The organism is Trichocoleus sp. FACHB-40 (assembly GCF_014695915.1).
GTDB lineage: Bacteria > Cyanobacteriota > Cyanobacteriia > Cyanobacteriales > FACHB-T130 > Funiculus > Funiculus sociatus.
This window is the reverse complement of sequence record NZ_JACJPF010000035.1, coordinates 12,907-31,542: the sequence shown is the minus strand read 5'-3', so window position 1 is coordinate 31,542 and position 18,636 is coordinate 12,907. Positions and strand designations below refer to the sequence as shown.

The window sequence follows — 18,636 nt, the reverse complement described above, 5'->3', positions numbered from 1 at the left end:
TTACTCCTCGCTCACCTGTTTTAGGTTGTCTTTTAGTAATGATTTCTGCAAACCTTCATTCCGCTGATAGCAAATATTGAAAGTTTTTAATTCTGGTTTTTCATCTAGCAAAGCTAAAATATCTTCAGTTATAAATTCCGGGCTGCGGGGGTATAAAGCTGCATAAATTTTTGTTACCAGCTCAAAATCCAAGATTTCATCAACCGTCCAGCGTAAATAAGATAAATTTATATCACTTTTGTAGCTACCAATTTTATAACGTTGCGGCTGTTGATTGATAAAAGGCGTGACGTGTTCCCGCTGGGAAGATAATTTTGCTTCCTGCCATGCTTCCTCAAGGCAAGTAAGGCGAAATATCTCTACATCTAAACCATCTGGATAACTAGGTTCAAGCGAATTACTAGCATAGTCGAAATTTCCAGATAGATAAAACTCAACGACTTCATCAATTAACTTGGCATCAGCTAGAGGACAATCACCTGTCAATCTAATGATATGATTTGGAGAATGCAATTTAGCTGCCTCTCTAAAGCGATCGAGAACATCATCTAATTTCCCTCGATAGCATTCTACATCAATTTCTCTGCACAAGTTAGCGATCGCATCGTCTGTGACATCCTTACTCGTCGCAACTAAGAAACAGTCCATCAACTTTACACGCTGTAACCGTTCAATTTGCCGCACCAACATTGGTACGCCGAGAATCGGCTTAAGAACCTTTCCCGGTAGACGAGACGAAGAGACACGCGCCTGAAGAATGCCTAAAATCACGTTTCAACCTTTGCGCCAAGAAACATCAAGCACGACTTTCACTTCACCGCCGAAACCTTTTTTAAATTTGCCTATATCAATCTCTTTTTTGGTAACATTATCTTTCTTTGGATAGATGATGTCGCCTGTCTCAAAATATTTACATCCTAACTGCTTAGCAAATAAGATTGCCTGCCACATAATTACATGAAATATAGGCTTATCGAACAGCTCTCTTTTCGATGCGGATACTCCATAATAGCAGTAATGTTCAGAATACAAAAAAAATCCAAAAGTTACCATTTCCCCACTCATCTCACCTGTAATGATAAAAGCTTCTTGATTCTTAATCATTTCATACTGCAATTTCCACGTTTGTAAATTGCGGGTAATCCGTCCCGCCGCCTCAATATGCAAATTTCGGCAAGCTTCGATATCTAACCAGGTAATATTACTATAATCAAGAACTTTTAAAGTAAGATTTTTTTTTCCCCAATTTATAAAGCTTTTATATCTTTTTCTTAAACTATGATGTAACTCTTGTTCCGATAAACTTAAATTTATAATACAAGTGAATCTAGGAGTAGCCACTGCTCCCTGCATCATCCAATGATGGGTGAAATAAGAAGATATTCCTTGGTTTAATAAATCTGTGAATTTTAAATATTTTACTTTAAAAGTATCAATAGTTTTTTCAATTTCCGAAATCAATAATTTTTCTAATTTACCCAAATTGGGAATAGGTATTAAATCATTTGTTAAAATCAGTAAACGACTTCCAAAATTTGAAAGCTCGCAAGTCCCGTCTGCCAATTGTGAAACTGAAGCAACTACCCCCATAAGTGGAATATCTTGCTCGCAAATCAGGAAAGAAACATCCGTAAAGCTGAGATGTTCGTAGTATTTTTGCTGATACAATCTGTTAAGTTCTGAATAGAAAGGCGGCACTTGCAAGGTACTATGGATAAGTTGCGCTCGCAGGGTATTAAAGCCTTCCTCACCTACTTTTATAAGCATCTAAATTTACCTCTCTTTCACTGTTTCCAGGGAAATAAACTGAAAATTCTCCTTCATGTTATTGTAGGTTTTTGTTACTAATTCTAAACGTTCTACTCTTAAACTGTAATCTCTTAACTCTCTTATAAACAGAGAAGTATCTGTAAATCTGAACGGAGAAAAGTTACCATAAAATGGAGAATCTTCCCGATAGATTCCGTTGAGGGTAAATTCATCAATTTTCTCGGCTGGTGCAAAGTTGATAAAAGCATCGCTGTGGATAGAAGGTGTATAAGTAAAGAATTTACCTCCTACTTTCAAAACTCTACTCACTTCTGCCAGGAAAATTTTGAAATTAAGATAATCCAAACAAGTGCTAGAAAGTACGTCACAAACTACATCAAAATTAGCATCTTCGTAGGGAAGTTGTGTCATTGAAGCTACAGATAAATTGGCACTTGTACCCCAATGAGCTAACATTTCCTCACCTAATTTAATAGCTTCCGCTGATAAATCTATTCCGTAGGTATCGAAACCTTCTCTAGCCATCATCCACAGATTGCTACAGGTTCCACAACCTACCTCTAAAACGGAAATTGATTGTCTTCGCTCTCTGTCCATGTGAAAGAAGTTTCGACCGAAAAATCTGAGCAATTCTTCATTAGGGTAAAGACGTTGAGCAGCAAAACCCTCAGCAGTATAGTTTATATTGTGCCAATCTTCCGTTATTTTAAGGTTATCTTTATTCACAGATAAAATTTGATCCTGATTCATTATGCTAAATTCTCCAATTTGAAGGGTTTAATACCCAAGTATCTGATAATGCCAATTCAGAAAAATCTTTGTTAATTATATTGTGTTGAGTGATTCCTAACAATACTTCCTGTAATTGATGACAGTTATTAACCCCAACCAGCACCGCGTCAATTTCACTTAAGCTGCTCACAAAACTTAAGGCTGCTTGCAGCGGTGAAATATTGCGCTGACAGATAAACTCGTAGTAATCTTTTAAATGATTTCTGACTGAATCAAAGTAAGATGGTAGATGCTCCGGTTTCATCAGCAGCAACCCTTGGAGAAAGACGGAACGAGCATGAATTTCTATACCTAATTTTTTAAGTTTTTGCAAATGTCCGCTTAATAGTAATCGCTGGTCAAGTACATTTATAGGAACTTGGATTAAATCAATAGAGTATTTATCCAGAACTCGGTCTATTTGTTCGCTAGTATAAATAGATACTCCAATTTTTTTTACTAAACCTTGCTCTTTTATTTCATGCATTTTCTGGAGGAGCAGGTTTCCATCTTTTGCTAAGACATCATCTACATGATGGACTAACAAACCATAGATAGATTGTTGATATAGATTTGATAAGGATTGATAGAATGTATTTTCTAATAATTTAACATCATCACCCGTAATGGAAGCTTTTAAAAAAGCAGGTGTTTTTGTAACGATATCAAAATTATGCGGACAGGGGAGAGTTTTTCCCAACACCTCTTCACTTGTCCCATAGGCTGGAGAGGTATCTATAACGCGAACTTTATTCAAAGCTGCTACATCTATTATTTTGGTTACTTCCTCCGGGGTAGTTTTGCCGTCCTGGTTAGAGATACCATAGTTTAAACCAAATTGTGCCGTACCTACCCCTAGCTTCATGCAAGTATCTCCCTAAGAGAAGTTATTACTCTATCTTGATTTTCTTCTGTTAATCCATAGTAAAGGGGAAGAGTTATCGCCTCTTGATAGTAACTCTCGGCTTGGAGAAAATCTCCCAACTTGAAACCAAGTTGTTGATAATAAGGGTGCGCGTGTACGGGAATGTAATGCAAGTTAATTCCTATTCCGTCGTGGCGAAGTTCTTCAAAAACTTGACGATGGGTTGTGTTGATTTGGTCTAATTTTAATCGAATTACGTATAAATGATAGCTAGAAGAGGTGTCTGGATGCTGCCAAGGCAAAATTAATGGTAAATCTTGTAAAGCTTGATTGTAACGTTCGGCTAAATAGTGGCGACGTGCGACAAATTCCTCCAAGCGTTGCATCTGACTTGCACCCAAAGCGGCTTGTATATCGGTCATTCGATAATGAAAGCCAAGTTCTATCTGCTGATAATACCAAGAACCGTGAGATTCACCGTGCATTAAGTTTGAGTTGCGGGTGATACCATGCGATCGCAATCTTACTAATTTTTCATACAAATCCTGTCGATTTGTCAACACCATACCGCCTTCACCCGTAGTAATAATTTTTACCGGATGAAAGCTGAATACTGTCATGTCAGAAAATTGGCAACAACCGATGGATTTCTGCTGATAGCTGCCGCCAATTGCATGAGCCGCATCCTCAATTACTCGGAAATTATACTGGTGTGAGAGTGCTGCAATTTGCTCCATTTCACAAGATTGTCCGGCAAAATGCACAGGGATGACGACTTTGGGGAGACAACCTTGCTGCTGTGCTAAACCGAGCTTGCGTTCTAGTTCGTCTACACTCAGGTTGTAGGTACTAGGGTTAATATCAACAAAATCTACTTTTGCACCGCAATATAAACCGCAATTAGCAGAAGATACAAAGGTGTTTGGCGATGTCCAGAATATATCATCTTTACCTAAACCAGCTGCTAAACAGGCGATATGCAGTGCTGCTGTCGCACTGGAAACTGCTACGGCATATTTAGCACCGCAATACTCTGCTACTGTCTGTTCAAATCTTACAATTACTGAGCCTTGTGTTAGGAAATCTGAGCGCAAAACTTCAACTACAGCCTCAATATCTTGCTGAGAAATGTCCTGTCGCGCATAGGGAATAAATTGGTTCATTATTGCCTCGTTCTCAGGCTCAGCCGGGGAATGAGAGTATAGAGGTGCCTCGATTTAACTTTAGTGCAAGATTCGATTTTTAACTTAAATTTTGCACCATTGCGAGTAATCGGGAGGCAGAATCTCTCTTTGTTTGTTCCCAGGCTCAGCCTGGGAACGAGAGTAGTTAATGATATTACTTCAGTAAGTTGAGCAGTTGAGTGGTTGTTAGCCATTCTGTGTTGTTGTCAGAGCTATATTGAAATCCTTCTGGGACTGGCAAGCCTTTTTCATTTAAAGCGTTGCAGGAAAAATCATAGGAAATGGGAAATTCAATTGTTGGCATTATTACATAATGATCGGCAAATTCTAAGGTTAGGTGGGCGGAATCTGCTGGACACATGACTTCATGTAATTTTTCACCGGGTCTAATTCCGACAATTTTAAGTGGCATTCCGGGGGCTAGCGCTGTTGCTAAATCGGTAATGTTCATTGAGGGAATTTTCGGGACAAAAATTTCTCCTCCTTGCATTCTTTCAAAGCTTTTAAGTACCAACTCTACACCCTGTTGGAGGGTGATCCAAAATCTCGTCATCCGAGGGTCGGTAATTGGTAATTCTGTCGCACCTTCTCGAATCAGCTTTTGAAAAAATGGCACAACTGAGCCTCTGGAACCTACCACATTGCCATAGCGGACTACAGAAAATCTGGTCTTCAATGTCCCGGTGACATTGTTACTAGCTACAAAAAGTTTATCCGCAGCTAATTTAGTGGCTCCATAAAGATTTAGGGGGCTAACGGCTTTATCAGTTGAGAGGGCGATTACTTTTGGGACTTCATTTTCCATCGCCACATCTATAACATTACTGGCTCCATGAATATTAGTTTTAATACACTCCATTGGATTATATTCGGCGGCGGGAATTTGCTTGAGCGCTGCTGCGTGGATGACATAATCCACCTCGCGCATGGCTAGACGCAGGCGATCGCGATCGCGCACATCCCCGATAAAGTAACGAATCGCAGGCGCATCAAATTCCTGAGACATTTCATACTGTTTCAGTTCGTCCCGCGAATAAATAATCACTTTTTTCGGCTGATATCGACTCACAATCGTTTTCACGCATTCCCTGCCAAACGATCCGGTTCCACCCGTAATTAAAATTGTAGAATTATCAAACATCGATCCAAATATAATTAACTGATGAAACGCCAAAAACTAGGAGCGTAAACTTGCGTGTTGTGCGAATACTCCTTAAAATAAGCGTGAGCTGGGGTAATTTTTGCTTCCTCCACCGTAAATCTCAGAGCTTCATGTACAGCATCATCTGCCTTTTCACCCTGTCGCTTTACCCACACAAATACTTGATATTCCCCTGGAAAAAGATGGATTTCTGGGATTTTAACTTCAATGGTTTTTACCCCAGTCTCAGATATTACCTGCAAGCCCTCCCAGTTGGAAACAAAAAAGTGAATATAAACTCCGTATAAGTTAGAAATTCCAATACAAATTTCCAAATCTAAGCTTGTTCGTTTAAACTCTATTTCTAATCTAAAACAGGCTGCCTGTCCCATTCTCAAGATTTCAGCAGCGTTACCTTCGTCGTCCAAAAGGCTCAAACTTTTGAGTGAGGCATAAATTTGCGCTCCTCGACGTTGAAAAGTTCCCCCGGAGAAATTAACAAACCCAGTTGTTGAGCCACTATTTTGAGAAGCATACTTGGAAAGCGCTTCTTGGACGCTACCTAAAAAGTTTATAGAACCTTTATGCAACAACATACCTTTTTGGCATAGAGATTCAATTGCCCCCATATTGTGGCTGACAAAAAGCACAGTGCGTCCCTCTCCTGACACGTCTTTCATTTTGCCTAAACACTTTTTTTGGAAAGCAGCATCTCCTACAGCTAGCACTTCATCAACTATTAAAATTTCTGGTTCTAAATGTGCCGCTACTGCAAACGCCAGTCGCACGTACATCCCTGAAGAATAGCGTTTTACTGGCGTATCTATAAATTTTTCTACTTCCGAAAATGCTACAATTTCATCAAACTTGCGTGTAATTTCTTGGCGCGTCATTCCTAAAATTGCACCGTTGAGAAAGATATTTTCTCTACCTGTAAGTTCAGGATGAAAACCTGTCCCGACTTCTAGCAAGCTGGCTACTCGTCCTTTGAGAAAAACCCGTCCGCAAGTTGGTTCGGTAATCCGACTTAAAATTTTTAAAAGTGTTGATTTTCCTGCACCATTGCGCCCAATAATTCCTACTACTTCCCCCTGCTTTACCTCAAAAGAGATATCCTTGACTGCCCAAAATTCCTCTTTTGTTGATTGGTAAAAACTTTTACCAAAAGGTGTAAAAATTTGACGGCTGAGAGAGTGGAAACGCTTGGCAATTTCTTCTCGCAACGTCAAGTAGCCTGCCTGTTGCTGATGCCCGATGATGTATTTTTTGCCTAGATTTTCAACTCGAATTACTGGATCAGACATTCGCTTTCACTTAAATAACATCAGCAAAGGTGCGTTCGTAGGCGCGGAAGTACCTAACACCACTCGCTAATAACAGAATAACCAAGCCGATAGATAGTATAAACCCTGGCAAATAAATTTTTGCCGTTTCTCCCAAAATAGCCCAGCGGAAGCCATCAATTACCGCTACCATTGGGTTCAAGGAATAGAGCAAGCGCCATTGTGGCGGCACAATGCTGCTACTAAATCCCACTGGAGAAATATACAGACCAAATTGCACAATAAATGGCACAACGTAACGAAAATCGCGGTATTTTACATTCAAGGCTGCTAACCATAATCCGGCACCCATCGCGGCGGCAAAAGCAATCAGGATAAACAGCGGTAGGGTTAGGATACGCCAACTAGGGATGAAATTATACCAAGCCATCAAAGCTAATAAAATTATCCCAGAAATCAGAAAATCCACGAAGCTGACAACTACTGCGCTGGCAGGTACAAGCAATCGGGGAAAGTAAACTTTAGATATTAAATTGGCACTGCTAATAACGCTATTACTACAGTTGGAGAGGGCATTAGAAAAAAACTGCCAAGGCAGCATGGCTGAAAATACGAGAATTGGATAGGGTGCGCCTTGTGAGGGCAAGTTTGCCAGGTTGCCAAAAACGACGGTGAAAACAATCATCGTCAGAAAAGGGGGAATTATCGCCCAAACGATACCGATGGCGGTTTGCTTGTACCGCACTAGAATGTCGCGCCAAGCCAGAAAGTAAAGCAACTCTCGGTAGCGCCACAAATCTTTCCAGTATTGGCTTTCTGTACGACCTGACTCTATTATTAGTTCGACTTGAGTGCGATCGCTCATAGTTGCCTGCGATTATCTAAACCTAATTATTAAAATGCAAAATATGACCAGAAAACAAGATTTGACCATAATTCTGGCTGGGATGATGGGCGACACAAGTGGCGGCACTGAACAGAGGCGGGTGACAACTTATCCTGTCTTGGGCATGGCTTTTGGTAAATTACTGATGATAGTGCGGTAAAAATGCCGTTTGATCGATATTACCGCCCTTAGCTAAACCACCAGGAAATGCTCTAAATTTTTCTTTGGGATTTAGCAAGTAATAAACAGGGCGCTATCTATGGTGAACAATTGCTTCTTTCTCCCCTAAAATGAGTCTTCCATGCCCAAGCGCGTTATTTTTCCCTCTGTATATCGACTAGGACAACTCAGCCTAGATGGATTTGTTGCCTGGTTTGCTTGCAGCTTTGCATTTTGGCTCCGCTTTGATGGAGCGATCGCTTTCGATCATCAAGCCTTGGCATGGATTCTACCACTGGTTGCCATTCCCGGCCGGCTGCTTGTCCAAACTGGTTTTGGCTTGTATCAACAAGTGTGGCGTTTGTTCGGTCTTAAGGATGCGATCGCACTTTTCCAGGCAGTCACCGTCTATTCCCTCCTGGTTTTAGCGATGACCCGTGCCATCTTTCCTCGCTTTATGCCTATTTTGGGGATTCCCCTGAGCATTGCTGCGATTGACTGGAGTTTTTGCCTGCTCTTGATGGCGGCTCTGCGCTATGCTCGTCGCTGGTCAGTTAATCACCCGCAGATGCGATCGCGCTCTTCACAGCCTCAGCGGGTGTTGCTGGTGGGTGCGGGGATGGCTGGGAGCCAAATTGTCCAAGAAGCGCGACAAAATCCACACCTGAATTTAGAAATCGTCGGATTTGTCGATGATGACCCGACTAAGGTGGGTCGCAAGGTGGAAGGGGTGCCAGTTATGGGATCTTCTGAGCAGATGGTAGCGATCGCTTTAGCGCTGAATGTTGATGAAGTCTTGATTTCCATGCCTTCTGCCAGTGCTGCCAAAATCCGCAAACTGCTTAATTTCGCTGTTGGCACTAATCTGAAACTCAAAGCTTTACCGGGACAGGCAGAAATTTTACGCGATCGCACTCTGACCCCCCAAGCCAGAGAAATCCAAATTCAGGATATCCTGGGACGGCCGGAAATTCGCCTGGATCTGGCGACCGAGTTTTCTGTGCAGTTTCCCAGTGCGCGATCGCAATTTAAAAATCGTACCGTCCTCGTCACTGGTGCAGGTGGCACCATCGGCTCAGAAATTTGTCGCCAACTCTCCAGACTGGAACTTAAAAATTTATTGCTTCTAGGAAGAGGCGAAAACAGCATTTTTAATATCGAACAAGAATTAAGGCGAGACTTCCCCAATTTAGTTACCACCCCCTTAATTGGAGATATTCGCTCTTTTTCGCGAATGCAGGACATATTCAACACTTGGAAACCAGAAATTGTCTTTCATGCAGCTGCCCACAAACACGTGCCATTGATGCAGCATAACCCCACGGAAGCCCTTGAAAATAACGCCCTTGGTTCTGCTCAATTAGCAGCTTTAGCTGATGCCTGCAAAGTAGAAACATTCGTCATGATTTCTACAGATAAAGCTGTTGACCCCTCTAACTTTATGGGCTTAAGTAAACGCTTAGCAGAACTCATGGTCAAAGCATATGCCACCAAAAGTCACACCCGCTTTCTCGTTGTGCGATTTGGCAACGTTTTAGGCAGCCGCGGCAGCGTCGTGCCTATATTCCAACAGCAAATTGCCAGAGGCGGCCCCGTTACCGTCACCGACAAGTCAATGACCCGCTACTTTATGACCACTCCTGAAGCCGCGCAATTGGTAATTCACAGCCTTGCCGTGGGAAAATCAGGGCAAACTTTAATCTTAGATATGGGTCAGCCAGTCAACATTTTTGAACTAGCCGAACAAATGATTCACTTGGCAGGTCTTACCCCAAATATTGATATTCCTATCTGCATCACCGGTTTGCGTCCAGGGGAAAAATTACATGAATCTTTAATAAATTCTCATGAAAAAGTCATGGTTACAGAACATCCTAAAATTTTGGCAGTTTTTAGTCACTTACCGCCAGCAAAAGCAGCATTATCAGAGGTCATAACTACTTTAAAAGAAGCTATAACAAATCGTTTATCGGCTGATGAACTGTGGGCAGTGGCTCAAAAATGTATACTTACCCTAGAAGCCAGAATTTCTAAGATATAATTTTTTTACATTCATCAAAAAGTTTTACAGATAATTGAGTTTTATATAATAAGTATTGTCAATCATCCATGAGTGTAGTAAGCATTTAATAAAACTCGATCGCCACCAGCAAGGGCAGTGGCACCCCAAAAGACACATAAGATAAACTATCTACCAAGGGTCATGAAGAATGTCTCTCTAGAAGCTAACGGTAGAATTTTTTTCATTGCCCACTTGCACATCGCGCATTAGAGGAAGAACTTTCAGTGACCAATTTCACTCCTAAAGTAAAGCGACTGAATACAGGCGGGCAGGATCAGGTAAAGCTTGGTGTTGCTCTGCAAAAACAAGGGCGGCTGGATGAAGCTTTAGCACAATTTAAGTCAGTCTTGCAAGACAATCCGACATCAAGGCGGGCTAATCTGGGTGCTGGAAATATCGAGTTCAAGCAAAAACATTACGATGAAGCTCTTGTCTATTATCAAGCAGCAATAAGATTAGATCCCTTGAAGCCGATGCCCATATTGAAAGCTGGGAAGGCTTATTTGAAGCAGCGGAATTGGGACAAGGCTTTAGAGCAGTTTAAAGCCGTTGTTAGCCTTGACCCGAAAGCCGTCCAAGCTTATACAGGTTTGGGTCAGGTGCTGGCGAGGCAAGGCAAGTATGAGCAAGCCATACAGGAGTTTCGTAAGGCTCTAAGTTTAGACCCCCGGCTGCTAATGATTCGCATCCGCTTGGCTCAAGCTTATATCGACCAGGAGAAGCTTGCAGAAGCTGCTTCTGAGCTAAAAACTGCAATTAATATCAATCCCCAAAAGTGGATTAGTTATGCCGAATTGGGGCGCGTCTATTTGAAACAGAATAACTATGGTGGTGCTTCGGAGGTATTACGTCAAGCAGTTGAGCTGAACCCGGATGTACCATCTGGTGTGCGATTAAGCTTAGTAGAAGCTTTGATTCAAGAAAATAAACTGGAAGAGGCTGCTACGCTTCTTAGAGAAGTACCTCAGACCAAGCAGCTTGCACCGCGTCAGCATAAGCTTTGGGGAGATATTTACCATCGTCAAGGTCTACACCGGGAGGCTACAGAGGCATACCGTGCTGCTACGCTCTTAGCCGCAGAGGGTGACGCTGATAGCGACATGATGGATAATCTAGAGGCACTGGAAGACCAAGATGATGATGGATGGGAGGAACTGGCAGAGTCATACAAGTCATCAGCAGATAGCCTCGTCTCTGAAAATCGTAAAGGTCGGCGGCGGATGAGGTAAAAAGGAAAAAGGCCCAATGTGCAACTAAGATAAGCCCCTCTTACCTCCTCCAACTGGTTCGCTGGCGAACCAGAGATAAAGAAATTTTTTTTATGGGGAAGATAAGGAAAACTTTTTATTCACGGGGGTTGGGGTATTTAACGAAGAGTGCAGCTCACTTCTAAATCTCCCCTTGCCCCCTTTTTTAGGGGGTTATTTAAGTGTTCTGATTGGGAAAGTTGCACATCGCGTCAAAAGGCAAAATAAAAAATTATTCAATTTTTCTTTTTATTACCCATTAGCCATTGATATGATCATCTCTCAACTGTTTAACGTTGCTAATCTGTTTGTTCTGCCTTTCTGGGCGCTGATGATTCTGCTGCCCAACTGGGGCGTGACCAAGCGGGTTATGGAATCTTATATTCCATTTGTGGCGTTAGCTGGTCTATATATCTATTTGTTTGTAGCGTCAATTACGCCAGAATCTGCCGCCGCTTTGTCGAATCCTCAACTGGCTGACATTGCACACTTTTTTGCAGATGAAACAGCGGCTGCTACTGGGTGGATTCATTTTCTGGTGATGGATTTGTTCGTGGGTCGCTATATTTATTTGGAGGGTCAGCGGACTGGTATCTGGACAATCCATTCGCTGCTGCTATGTTTATTTGCAGGGCCGATGGGATTGCTTTCTCATATTTTGACTTACTGGGTGAGGCAGAAGTTTTTCTCACCAACTGTAACTGATGCAACTTCCTCGGTTCCAAACCCCCAAGCATAATACAACTTTGGATTTTGTGGGGCGAAGGAGTTTCTGGGTTTCCGATGATTTGGGATTAGAATCTAGCGGTGTAAAACCTTCATTTCAATGTTGTCAGAAATCTAAAATCAAAAATTAAGTCACTACCCAATTGAGAGATAAATTTATGCGGACTCTAGCTGTTGACATTGGCGGCAGTGGCATCAAGGCAATAATTTTAGACGAAGATGGACAGCCCCTGACTGAACGCTCTCGTGTAGACACCCCAAACCCTCCTGTGCCAGAGGTTGTAATGGATGCGATCGCTACCCTTGCTAGCTCTCAAGGTGAGTTTGACCGCGTATCTGTGGGCTTTCCCGGCGTAGTTCGCTCTGGTGTCACTAAGACAGCCGTAAATTTGTCTCCAAATTGGATCGGGTTCGATCTAGCAACAGCACTATGCGATCGCTTAAAAACACCAGTAGCGGTGGTCAATGATGCCGATATGCAAGGTTTGGGAGCGATTTCAGGATCGGGTGTAGAACTAACGATCACTCTGGGAACAGGCTTTGGTTCGGCTTTGTTTGTGGAAGGGTTACTGGTGCCAAACCTGGAACTTGGGCACCATCAGTTTCGCAAAGGGGAAACCTATGAGGAACAGTTGGGGCGTGCCGCTTTAGATAAAGTCGGTGAGAAAAAATGGAATTCTCGTCTGGAAAAAGCGATCGCATCTCTGCAAAATCTGTTTAACTATGATTACCTTTACATCGGCGGCGGCGAAGCCAAAAAAGTAACTCTCAACTTACCACCAAATGTCAAAATCGTTCCTAATGTAACTGGTTTATTGGGCGGAATTGCGTTGTGGCGAGATTAGATAGAGATGTTTTCCGCACTCCTGACTATTTCTGGTTTAGCCCTGATAATCTTGAATTTCAAGGGTTTCATTTGTTAGATGGTCGCTACCAGGAACTTGAGCCTAATGCTAATGGCTGGTTGTGGAGCCAGCAACTAGAGCTATATTTGGGTATTCACGACTCAAGGTTGCGTTTCTTTACGGCTGAAGGGCAATTAATCCCAACTCCAGAGGAAATGGCACAACAGGAACGACAGCAGAAGGAACAAGCTGAGCAACAAGTAGCAGAAATGCAGGCTTTGTTAGTTCGCTATCGGGAACGCTTTGGTGAATTGCCTGAGTAAACTACTAGGTTTGGTTTCAACAGGGCGATCGCATATCTAACCCTTTATATCCAGCAACCACTTTAGCCCTGTTGTCGCTCCTGAAGAGAAGATCCCGGGCCGAAGATATTCATTTTACATAACTTTATCTTTCGTCTTAACTTTGAAAAATCGCATTATCGTGAACTTCTACTAAAGCTGGTGCGAACCGAGGCGCGGCGTTAACTCTCGCTTTTGCATTAATCTCGATAGCAAACTCTGCCCCTTCCCCTAATTGAGAGTTACACTTGAGTCTCCCTTGATGTTTTTCGACAATAATTTGATAGCTAATAGACAGCCCTAATCCTGTTCCTTTTCCTACTGGTTTTGTGGTAAAAAAAGGGTCAAAGAGATGCTCTTTCACGTAAGGTGTAATGCCTTTACCATTATCAGTAATCCGAATTACTATCAATTGGGAATTGGGAATTAGGGATTTGAAATTAGTTTCTTCCGGATATCTGACTTCTGTAGCAATCCGGATTTGCGGAGTGAATAAATAACCTTCATTTATTTTTTCTTCTAAAGCATCGATTGCATTGTTCAAAATATTCATAAATACCTGATTTAACTGACCTGGATAACAAGCTACTAAGGGCAATTTATCAAACTCTTTAATTACTTCAATTGCTGGTCTATTAGGCTGTTCTTTCAGGCGGTTTTGTAAAATCATTAAGGTACTTTCAATTCCAGAGTGTAAATCGGCTTCTTTAATTTCAGCTTCGTCAAGCCGCGAAAAGTTCCGCATAGAAGCAACAATTTCTTTAATCCGGGTTGCTCCTGTTCTCATTGACCAGAGCAATTTGAGAAAGTCTCTTTTAAGAAAATCAAGGTCGAGGACGGCAATTTCGTTTTGAATTTCGTTAGATGGCTGGGGGTAGTGGCTTTGATAGAGAGAAATTATTTTTAGTAAATTTGAGGCATATTCAATGGCAGGGGTGACATTGCCATAGATAAAACTTGTAGGATTATTAATTTCGTGGGCGATGCCAGCAGCCAGTTGACCGAGGGATGCCATTTTTTCTTTTTGCACCAGCTGGACTTGGGCGCTTTTGAGTTCGTGCAGAGCAATTTCAAGCTCTTGAGATTTTTCTCTTTCTCGTGCTTCTGATTCTTGCAAAGCGGCTTCTGCTTGTTTGCGTTCGGCCATTTCAGTTTGAAGGATAGAAAGTGTTTTTGATAACTCCGCAGTGCGATCGCTTACCCGAATTTCTAAATCATCGTAGGCGTTACGTAAGGCTTCTTCGGCTCGCTGACGTTCAGCAATCTCGCTTTGGAGTTCCCGGTTAACTGCTTCTAATTGTTCTGGCGTTTTCAGAGCTAGAAATTGCGGCAGCAGCGTTACCATTTGTAGAGCTGTATAGCAGGAAACCAGAGCGGTAATGGCTTGCTCGACGCCTGTTAGCCAGTAAGTAGGATGCCAGAGAGTCCAGATTTCCATCAAGTGACCTGTGCCACAGAGAATGATGAAAGCTCCAAATAAAGCAAATATTCCTTGAAAGGGAATATCCTGCCGTTCGTGGATGAAATACAGGAGCATCGCCGGAATTGAAAAGTAAGCGATCGCAATAAACAAGTCCGAAAGGAGGTGAAGCCATACCAGTTTAGTTTGCCAAAGGTAACAGTGACCGTGAGGAATAAACTGAGTTGATGAAAATAACTCCTTTAAGAGTTCCCACATTTTTTTTATTTTTTTTATTTTCTATCTACTTTAGTTATAAAATAGCCATTTTTAAAATGCCAAGAGTAATTATACTTAACTTGATAATAACGCTTTTGAATTTATCTCAATTATAAATTCTGTACCTTTTCCTAAATACGAGTTACACCTAATTTTTCCTTGATGGTTTTCTACAACAATTTGATAACTAATTGATAGCCCCAATCCCGTGCCTTTACCTACAGGCTTGGTTGTAAAGAAGGGGTCAAATATATGTTTCTTTACATGAGGCAAAATACCTTTACCATTGTCAGTAACCCTAACAAGAACTTTATTTCTTAAAACTTTTCTTTTATCTGTCTCAATTGGTTCGGCGTTGCTAACCAAGGATAAATGGTTGCTGACAATTTCTGTGCTAATCCAAATCTGGGGGTTAAAAGATAAATCTTCTTTCATCCTTTCTTCCAGCGCATCAATGGCATTAGCCAAAATATTCATAAATACCTGATTTAACTGACCTGGATAGCAATCCACTAATGGCAACTTTCCGTAGTTTTTAATTACCTTAATAGCAACTCTACCAGGTTGTTCTTTCAGGCGATTTTCTAAGATCATCAAGGTACTTTCAAGACCAGAATGCAGGTCAGCTTTCTTCATTTTGCCTTGGTCAATGCGAGAAAAATAGTGCAAGGCACAGATAATTTCTTTGATGCGATCTGCACCGCTTTTCATTGACGAAAGTAATTTCGGAAAGTCTGTCTTCAAAAAATCGAGATCGAGGTTTTTAATCTCCGATGAAATTGCTGTTGGGGGTGTGGGATAATGCTGTTGATAAAGTTCAATTAGCCGAGTTAAGTTTTGAGCGTATTCATTAGCAGGAGTAATATTGCCGTAGATGAAGCTGATGGGGTTGTTGATTTCGTGAGCAATACCAGCAACCAGTTGACCGAGGGATGCCATTTTTTCTTTTTGCACAAGGTGTACTTGGGCGTTTTGGAGTTCGTTCAGGGCAATTTCTAGGTCGGTTCGTTGGTGCCTTTCTCGTGCTTCCGATTCTCGCAAAGCAATTTCTACCTGTTTGCGATCGCTAATGTCCTTATGAGTACCCGTCATCCTCATCGGATTGCCGTTTTCATCCCGCTGTGTCACCTTGGCATGAGACAAAATCCACTTCCATTCTCCTGATTTAGATTGCATCCGAAATTCTATTTCATAGGTGGGGATACTACCTTCCAGATAAGCGTTCAAAACTGCCATAGCTCTAGGCAAATCTTCTGGATGTATTAGATGTTGCCAAGATTGAAAATTGTTTTCAACCTCCTCTACTGCATACCCCAAAATTCCCTTCCAATGCGCGTCGAAATAAACTTCGTGGGTGCGAATATTCCAATCCCACAAACCTAAAGCACTACCTTCTAATGCCATCTGCAAGCGTTCTTCACCTAGCCGCAAAGCAGCTTCTACGTGTTTGCGCTGCCAGAACAAACCTAGCTGAGTCGCAACCGCCTTTACTAACTCAATCAAACGCAAATCTTGACCGCTTTTGTTTCGTTTAAAGAAAACTAAAACCGCCAACACTTGATTATCAACTACAATCGGCACGCCAAAACTAGCTTTTAATCCCGTACTTGCTGCAATTGAAGAACGTAAAAAAACTTCTTGGGTATCAGAAATATCTTCTATCCATTCCGGTTGCCCAGATGACCATATTCGCCCTGGCAATCCCACATTAGCAGCAAATGTTAATTGCTCACTGTGTTGCACAAATTCCTCTAGATCGCGATGTTGCAAGGCGACTACGGCTTCGCGATCGCATCCGTATCCACCCTGAGCATATTTTAAAACCGTGGCACCAAAAGCCGGAATCCATGCTTCTCCAATATCCCAGCCAATAGTCCTACTAATTAAGCGCAGAATTTCCGCTAAGGCATCCTGAAAATTTTCGCAATCATTAATCGCTTGGGTTGTTGCCAGCAGGAGTCGGATTTCATCTTCTGCTTGCTTTCGCGAGGTGATGTCTGTAGCAGTTCCTAATATCTGAAACGGTTTCCCATTAGAAGCTTGAGCGAACAATGTATCCCGGCTGACAAAAGTGCGCCATTCTCCATTGGCGTGCCTCATCCGGTACTCAATCTCAAAGATTTCCCCTTCAGAGGCTAATTCTAATTCTTGGAAATGTTGAGGAAATCGGGCAAAATCTTCAGGGTGTATCAGATTTTTAATAACTGCCTCTCCTATAGCTTCAATCTCTTCTGCTGTATAACCAAGAACTGTAGTGAACTCACGATTTATATAAATATTTCGCTTTAATTCTAAGTCATAAATATATAAAATATTAGGAGTCGTCTCAGCAATTTGTTGAAGAAGAAAACGCTGGCTTTCCCGCAACACTAATTCCGATAGCTTACTTTCTGTGACATCGCGGGCAACTCCGTGAATCAAACCTTCCTGTGCAAATGGGGTATATGTCCATGACAACCACTTATAAGACCCATCTTTACAGCAATAACGATTTTCAAACTTGACGCTCAAAGCGCCATTTTCTAGCTTTTGGAGTTCAACAAGAGTAGTTTTTCTGTCTTCTGGATGGACAAACTCGATAAATGGTATAGCAAGAAGTTCCTCTTGGGTGTAGCCCAAAGTATTTGACCAAGCTGAGTTTACACACTTGAAATAGCCATCGACAGCGATACATAATAGATCGAGAGATATAGCACAAAATCGAGAGTATGCTGCATCATTGGAGCGCACGAACAACCTCGGCAAAGCAACATCGCGGTGGACTGCTGCTTCCTCTAAAACAGAGTGATTATTTTGTTCGCGTTGTAGCCTAGCTTCTTGTCTTTTCTGACGCGCAACTGCATGACGTAAAGAGCGAATTAGAAGTTGACTATCAAGGTTTCTTTTTACCAGATAATCTTGTACGCCAGCTTGAATAAATTGAAGCGCTAATTCTTCATCCTCTATTGTGGTGAGTACGACAATCGGAATGTTTAGCTGATACTGTTGCATCCTGACAACGGTATCAAATCCTTGATTGTGGGAAAGGGAAATGTCTAATAAAATTACATCAAAGCTTTTTTTATTTAACAGAGCTAGTGGCGTGTCTATTCGCTCTAAGTTGGTTGTAAAAATACGAAAATTAGCATAATCGCAGGTTCGTGATAATAATTCTTCAATGCGTTCCGTCTCGTCTTTATTGTCCCCAATCAGAAGAACTTTAAACCAAGTGGCGGCGGCGTTTGAGGTGTAATTTGATGACATTTTTATCATTATTAAAACAATTTTATTCTAAAAAATAACTGATTCTACTTATTTTTAAATTGTTTATTATTGGGTAGCATAAGGGTGAATACAGTTTATAAACCCAAGTTCACTTTGAGATGCGATCGCTCTCGAAAGCTATTCGCGTCCTGGTTGACGGATCAATTCAGCGACTATTTACTTATAATATTCGCTGAAATCCAGACAAATTAACATTTTTGGTAACAAAAAGCACAATAAATCGAAAACCCAGACTAGAGGTAATTTTCCCGATTTAGTCAGATGCTTGGAGTCTACACCCTCTTGGACAATTGTCAACTCCAGCGAAAGTGCCTGAAATTGTCCCATCCTTACTGGTGGGCGTGAAAGCACCTTAATAGGAAGTGCGATGAGGCTGGAACCTCTTTTAGAATAATTGTAGGTTAGTCCCGTGCT

15 protein-coding genes and 1 pseudogene are annotated in these 18,636 nt (G+C 41.7%); 6 read left to right on the top strand and 10 right to left on the bottom strand.

What is annotated here, in order from left to right:
• From H6F63_RS03985 to H6F63_RS03950, 8 genes are all read right to left on the bottom strand, one after another.
• On the bottom strand, nucleotides 1-771 hold the full coding sequence (locus tag H6F63_RS03985) for a glycosyltransferase family protein (protein ID WP_190635087.1): 771 nt from the start codon (nucleotides 769-771) through the stop codon (nucleotides 1-3).
• Between the two features lie 3 nt (nucleotides 772-774).
• Complete coding sequence (locus tag H6F63_RS03980; RefSeq protein WP_190635085.1) at nucleotides 775-1,767, bottom strand: hypothetical protein; 993 nt, start codon at nucleotides 1,765-1,767, stop codon at nucleotides 775-777.
• A 6-nt stretch (nucleotides 1,768-1,773) separates the two neighbouring features.
• Nucleotides 1,774-2,520, bottom strand: coding sequence for a class I SAM-dependent methyltransferase (locus tag H6F63_RS03975; protein ID WP_190635082.1), 747 nt, complete (start codon nucleotides 2,518-2,520; stop codon nucleotides 1,774-1,776).
• Between the two features lie 4 nt (nucleotides 2,521-2,524).
• Complete coding sequence (locus tag H6F63_RS03970; RefSeq protein ID WP_190635080.1) at nucleotides 2,525-3,406, bottom strand: aldo/keto reductase; 882 nt, start codon at nucleotides 3,404-3,406, stop codon at nucleotides 2,525-2,527.
• Nucleotides 3,403-4,569: a UDP-4-amino-4,6-dideoxy-N-acetyl-beta-L-altrosamine transaminase gene (gene pseC / locus H6F63_RS03965; protein WP_190635079.1), complete on the bottom strand. Its 1,167-nt coding sequence runs from the start codon at nucleotides 4,567-4,569 to the stop codon at nucleotides 3,403-3,405. The genes H6F63_RS03970 and pseC overlap by 4 nt, the downstream gene beginning before the upstream one ends.
• A gap of 175 nt (nucleotides 4,570-4,744) precedes the next feature.
• Nucleotides 4,745-5,731, bottom strand: a complete 987-nt coding sequence (pseB, locus tag H6F63_RS03960; protein ID WP_190635076.1) for a UDP-N-acetylglucosamine 4,6-dehydratase (inverting) — start codon at nucleotides 5,729-5,731, stop codon at nucleotides 4,745-4,747.
• 14 nt (nucleotides 5,732-5,745) lie between these two features.
• The gene (locus H6F63_RS03955) at nucleotides 5,746-7,035 is read right to left on the bottom strand and encodes an ABC transporter ATP-binding protein (RefSeq protein ID WP_190635074.1); all 1,290 of its coding nucleotides are present in this window, start codon (nucleotides 7,033-7,035) and stop codon (nucleotides 5,746-5,748) included.
• A gap of 10 nt (nucleotides 7,036-7,045) precedes the next feature.
• Nucleotides 7,046-7,879, bottom strand: coding sequence for an ABC transporter permease (locus H6F63_RS03950; protein ID WP_190635072.1), 834 nt, complete (start codon nucleotides 7,877-7,879; stop codon nucleotides 7,046-7,048).
• A 43-nt stretch (nucleotides 7,880-7,922) separates the two neighbouring features.
• Here H6F63_RS03950 and H6F63_RS03945 point away from each other — a divergent pair, with 43 nt between their 5' ends.
• The 6 genes and pseudogenes from H6F63_RS03945 to H6F63_RS03920 all read left to right on the top strand — a co-directional run.
• The gene (locus tag H6F63_RS03945; protein ID WP_190635070.1) at nucleotides 7,923-8,060 is read left to right on the top strand and encodes a hypothetical protein; all 138 of its coding nucleotides are present in this window, start codon (nucleotides 7,923-7,925) and stop codon (nucleotides 8,058-8,060) included.
• A 141-nt stretch (nucleotides 8,061-8,201) separates the two neighbouring features.
• Nucleotides 8,202-10,100: a nucleoside-diphosphate sugar epimerase/dehydratase gene (locus H6F63_RS03940; protein ID WP_190635068.1), complete on the top strand. Its 1,899-nt coding sequence runs from the start codon at nucleotides 8,202-8,204 to the stop codon at nucleotides 10,098-10,100.
• A 245-nt stretch (nucleotides 10,101-10,345) separates the two neighbouring features.
• A complete protein-coding gene (locus H6F63_RS03935; RefSeq protein WP_190635066.1) occupies nucleotides 10,346-11,350 on the top strand; it encodes a tetratricopeptide repeat protein in 1,005 nt (334 codons plus the stop codon).
• Nucleotides 11,351-11,639: 289 nt separating this feature from the next.
• A complete protein-coding gene (locus H6F63_RS03930) occupies nucleotides 11,640-12,107 on the top strand; it encodes an ABA4-like family protein (RefSeq protein ID WP_190635064.1) in 468 nt (155 codons plus the stop codon).
• A gap of 145 nt (nucleotides 12,108-12,252) precedes the next feature.
• Nucleotides 12,253-12,939, top strand: a complete 687-nt coding sequence (locus tag H6F63_RS03925) for an ROK family protein (RefSeq protein ID WP_190635062.1) — start codon at nucleotides 12,253-12,255, stop codon at nucleotides 12,937-12,939.
• 2 nt (nucleotides 12,940-12,941) lie between these two features.
• Nucleotides 12,942-13,262 (top strand): annotated as a pseudogene (locus H6F63_RS03920) (hypothetical protein); the annotation flags it as partial.
• A gap of 136 nt (nucleotides 13,263-13,398) precedes the next feature.
• On the opposite strand, the gene H6F63_RS03915 reads toward H6F63_RS03920, so the two are convergent.
• Both H6F63_RS03915 and H6F63_RS03910 read right to left on the bottom strand, forming a co-directional pair.
• Entirely contained in the window at nucleotides 13,399-14,958 is a 1,560-nt protein-coding gene (locus H6F63_RS03915) for an ATP-binding protein (protein ID WP_190635059.1), read from the bottom strand.
• Nucleotides 14,959-15,033: 75 nt separating this feature from the next.
• Entirely contained in the window at nucleotides 15,034-18,201 is a 3,168-nt protein-coding gene (locus H6F63_RS03910) for a PAS domain-containing protein (protein WP_190635057.1), read from the bottom strand.
• Between the last annotated feature and the right edge of the window lie 435 nt (nucleotides 18,202-18,636).

Excerpts from the sequence above, each read along its gene's own strand:
- H6F63_RS03980 (WP_190635085.1), bottom strand. The coding sequence starts at position 1,767 with ATGCTTATAAAAGTAGGTGAGGAAGGCTTTAATACCCTGCGAGCGCAA.
- H6F63_RS03975 (WP_190635082.1), bottom strand. The coding sequence starts at position 2,520 with ATGAATCAGGATCAAATTTTATCTGTGAATAAAGATAACCTTAAAATA.
- H6F63_RS03970 (WP_190635080.1), bottom strand. The coding sequence starts at position 3,406 with ATGAAGCTAGGGGTAGGTACGGCACAATTTGGTTTAAACTATGGTATC.
- pseC (WP_190635079.1), bottom strand. The coding sequence starts at position 4,569 with ATGAACCAATTTATTCCCTATGCGCGACAGGACATTTCTCAGCAAGAT.
- pseB (WP_190635076.1), bottom strand. The coding sequence starts at position 5,731 with ATGTTTGATAATTCTACAATTTTAATTACGGGTGGAACCGGATCGTTT.
- H6F63_RS03955 (WP_190635074.1), bottom strand. The coding sequence starts at position 7,035 with ATGTCTGATCCAGTAATTCGAGTTGAAAATCTAGGCAAAAAATACATC.
- H6F63_RS03950 (WP_190635072.1), bottom strand. The coding sequence starts at position 7,879 with ATGAGCGATCGCACTCAAGTCGAACTAATAATAGAGTCAGGTCGTACA.
- H6F63_RS03945 (WP_190635070.1), top strand. The coding sequence starts at position 7,923 with ATGACCAGAAAACAAGATTTGACCATAATTCTGGCTGGGATGATGGGC.
- H6F63_RS03940 (WP_190635068.1), top strand. The coding sequence starts at position 8,202 with ATGCCCAAGCGCGTTATTTTTCCCTCTGTATATCGACTAGGACAACTC.
- H6F63_RS03930 (WP_190635064.1), top strand. The coding sequence starts at position 11,640 with ATGATCATCTCTCAACTGTTTAACGTTGCTAATCTGTTTGTTCTGCCT.
- H6F63_RS03925 (WP_190635062.1), top strand. The coding sequence starts at position 12,253 with ATGCGGACTCTAGCTGTTGACATTGGCGGCAGTGGCATCAAGGCAATA.
- H6F63_RS03915 (WP_190635059.1), bottom strand. The coding sequence starts at position 14,958 with ATGTGGGAACTCTTAAAGGAGTTATTTTCATCAACTCAGTTTATTCCT.
- H6F63_RS03910 (WP_190635057.1), bottom strand. The coding sequence starts at position 18,201 with ATGTCATCAAATTACACCTCAAACGCCGCCGCCACTTGGTTTAAAGTT.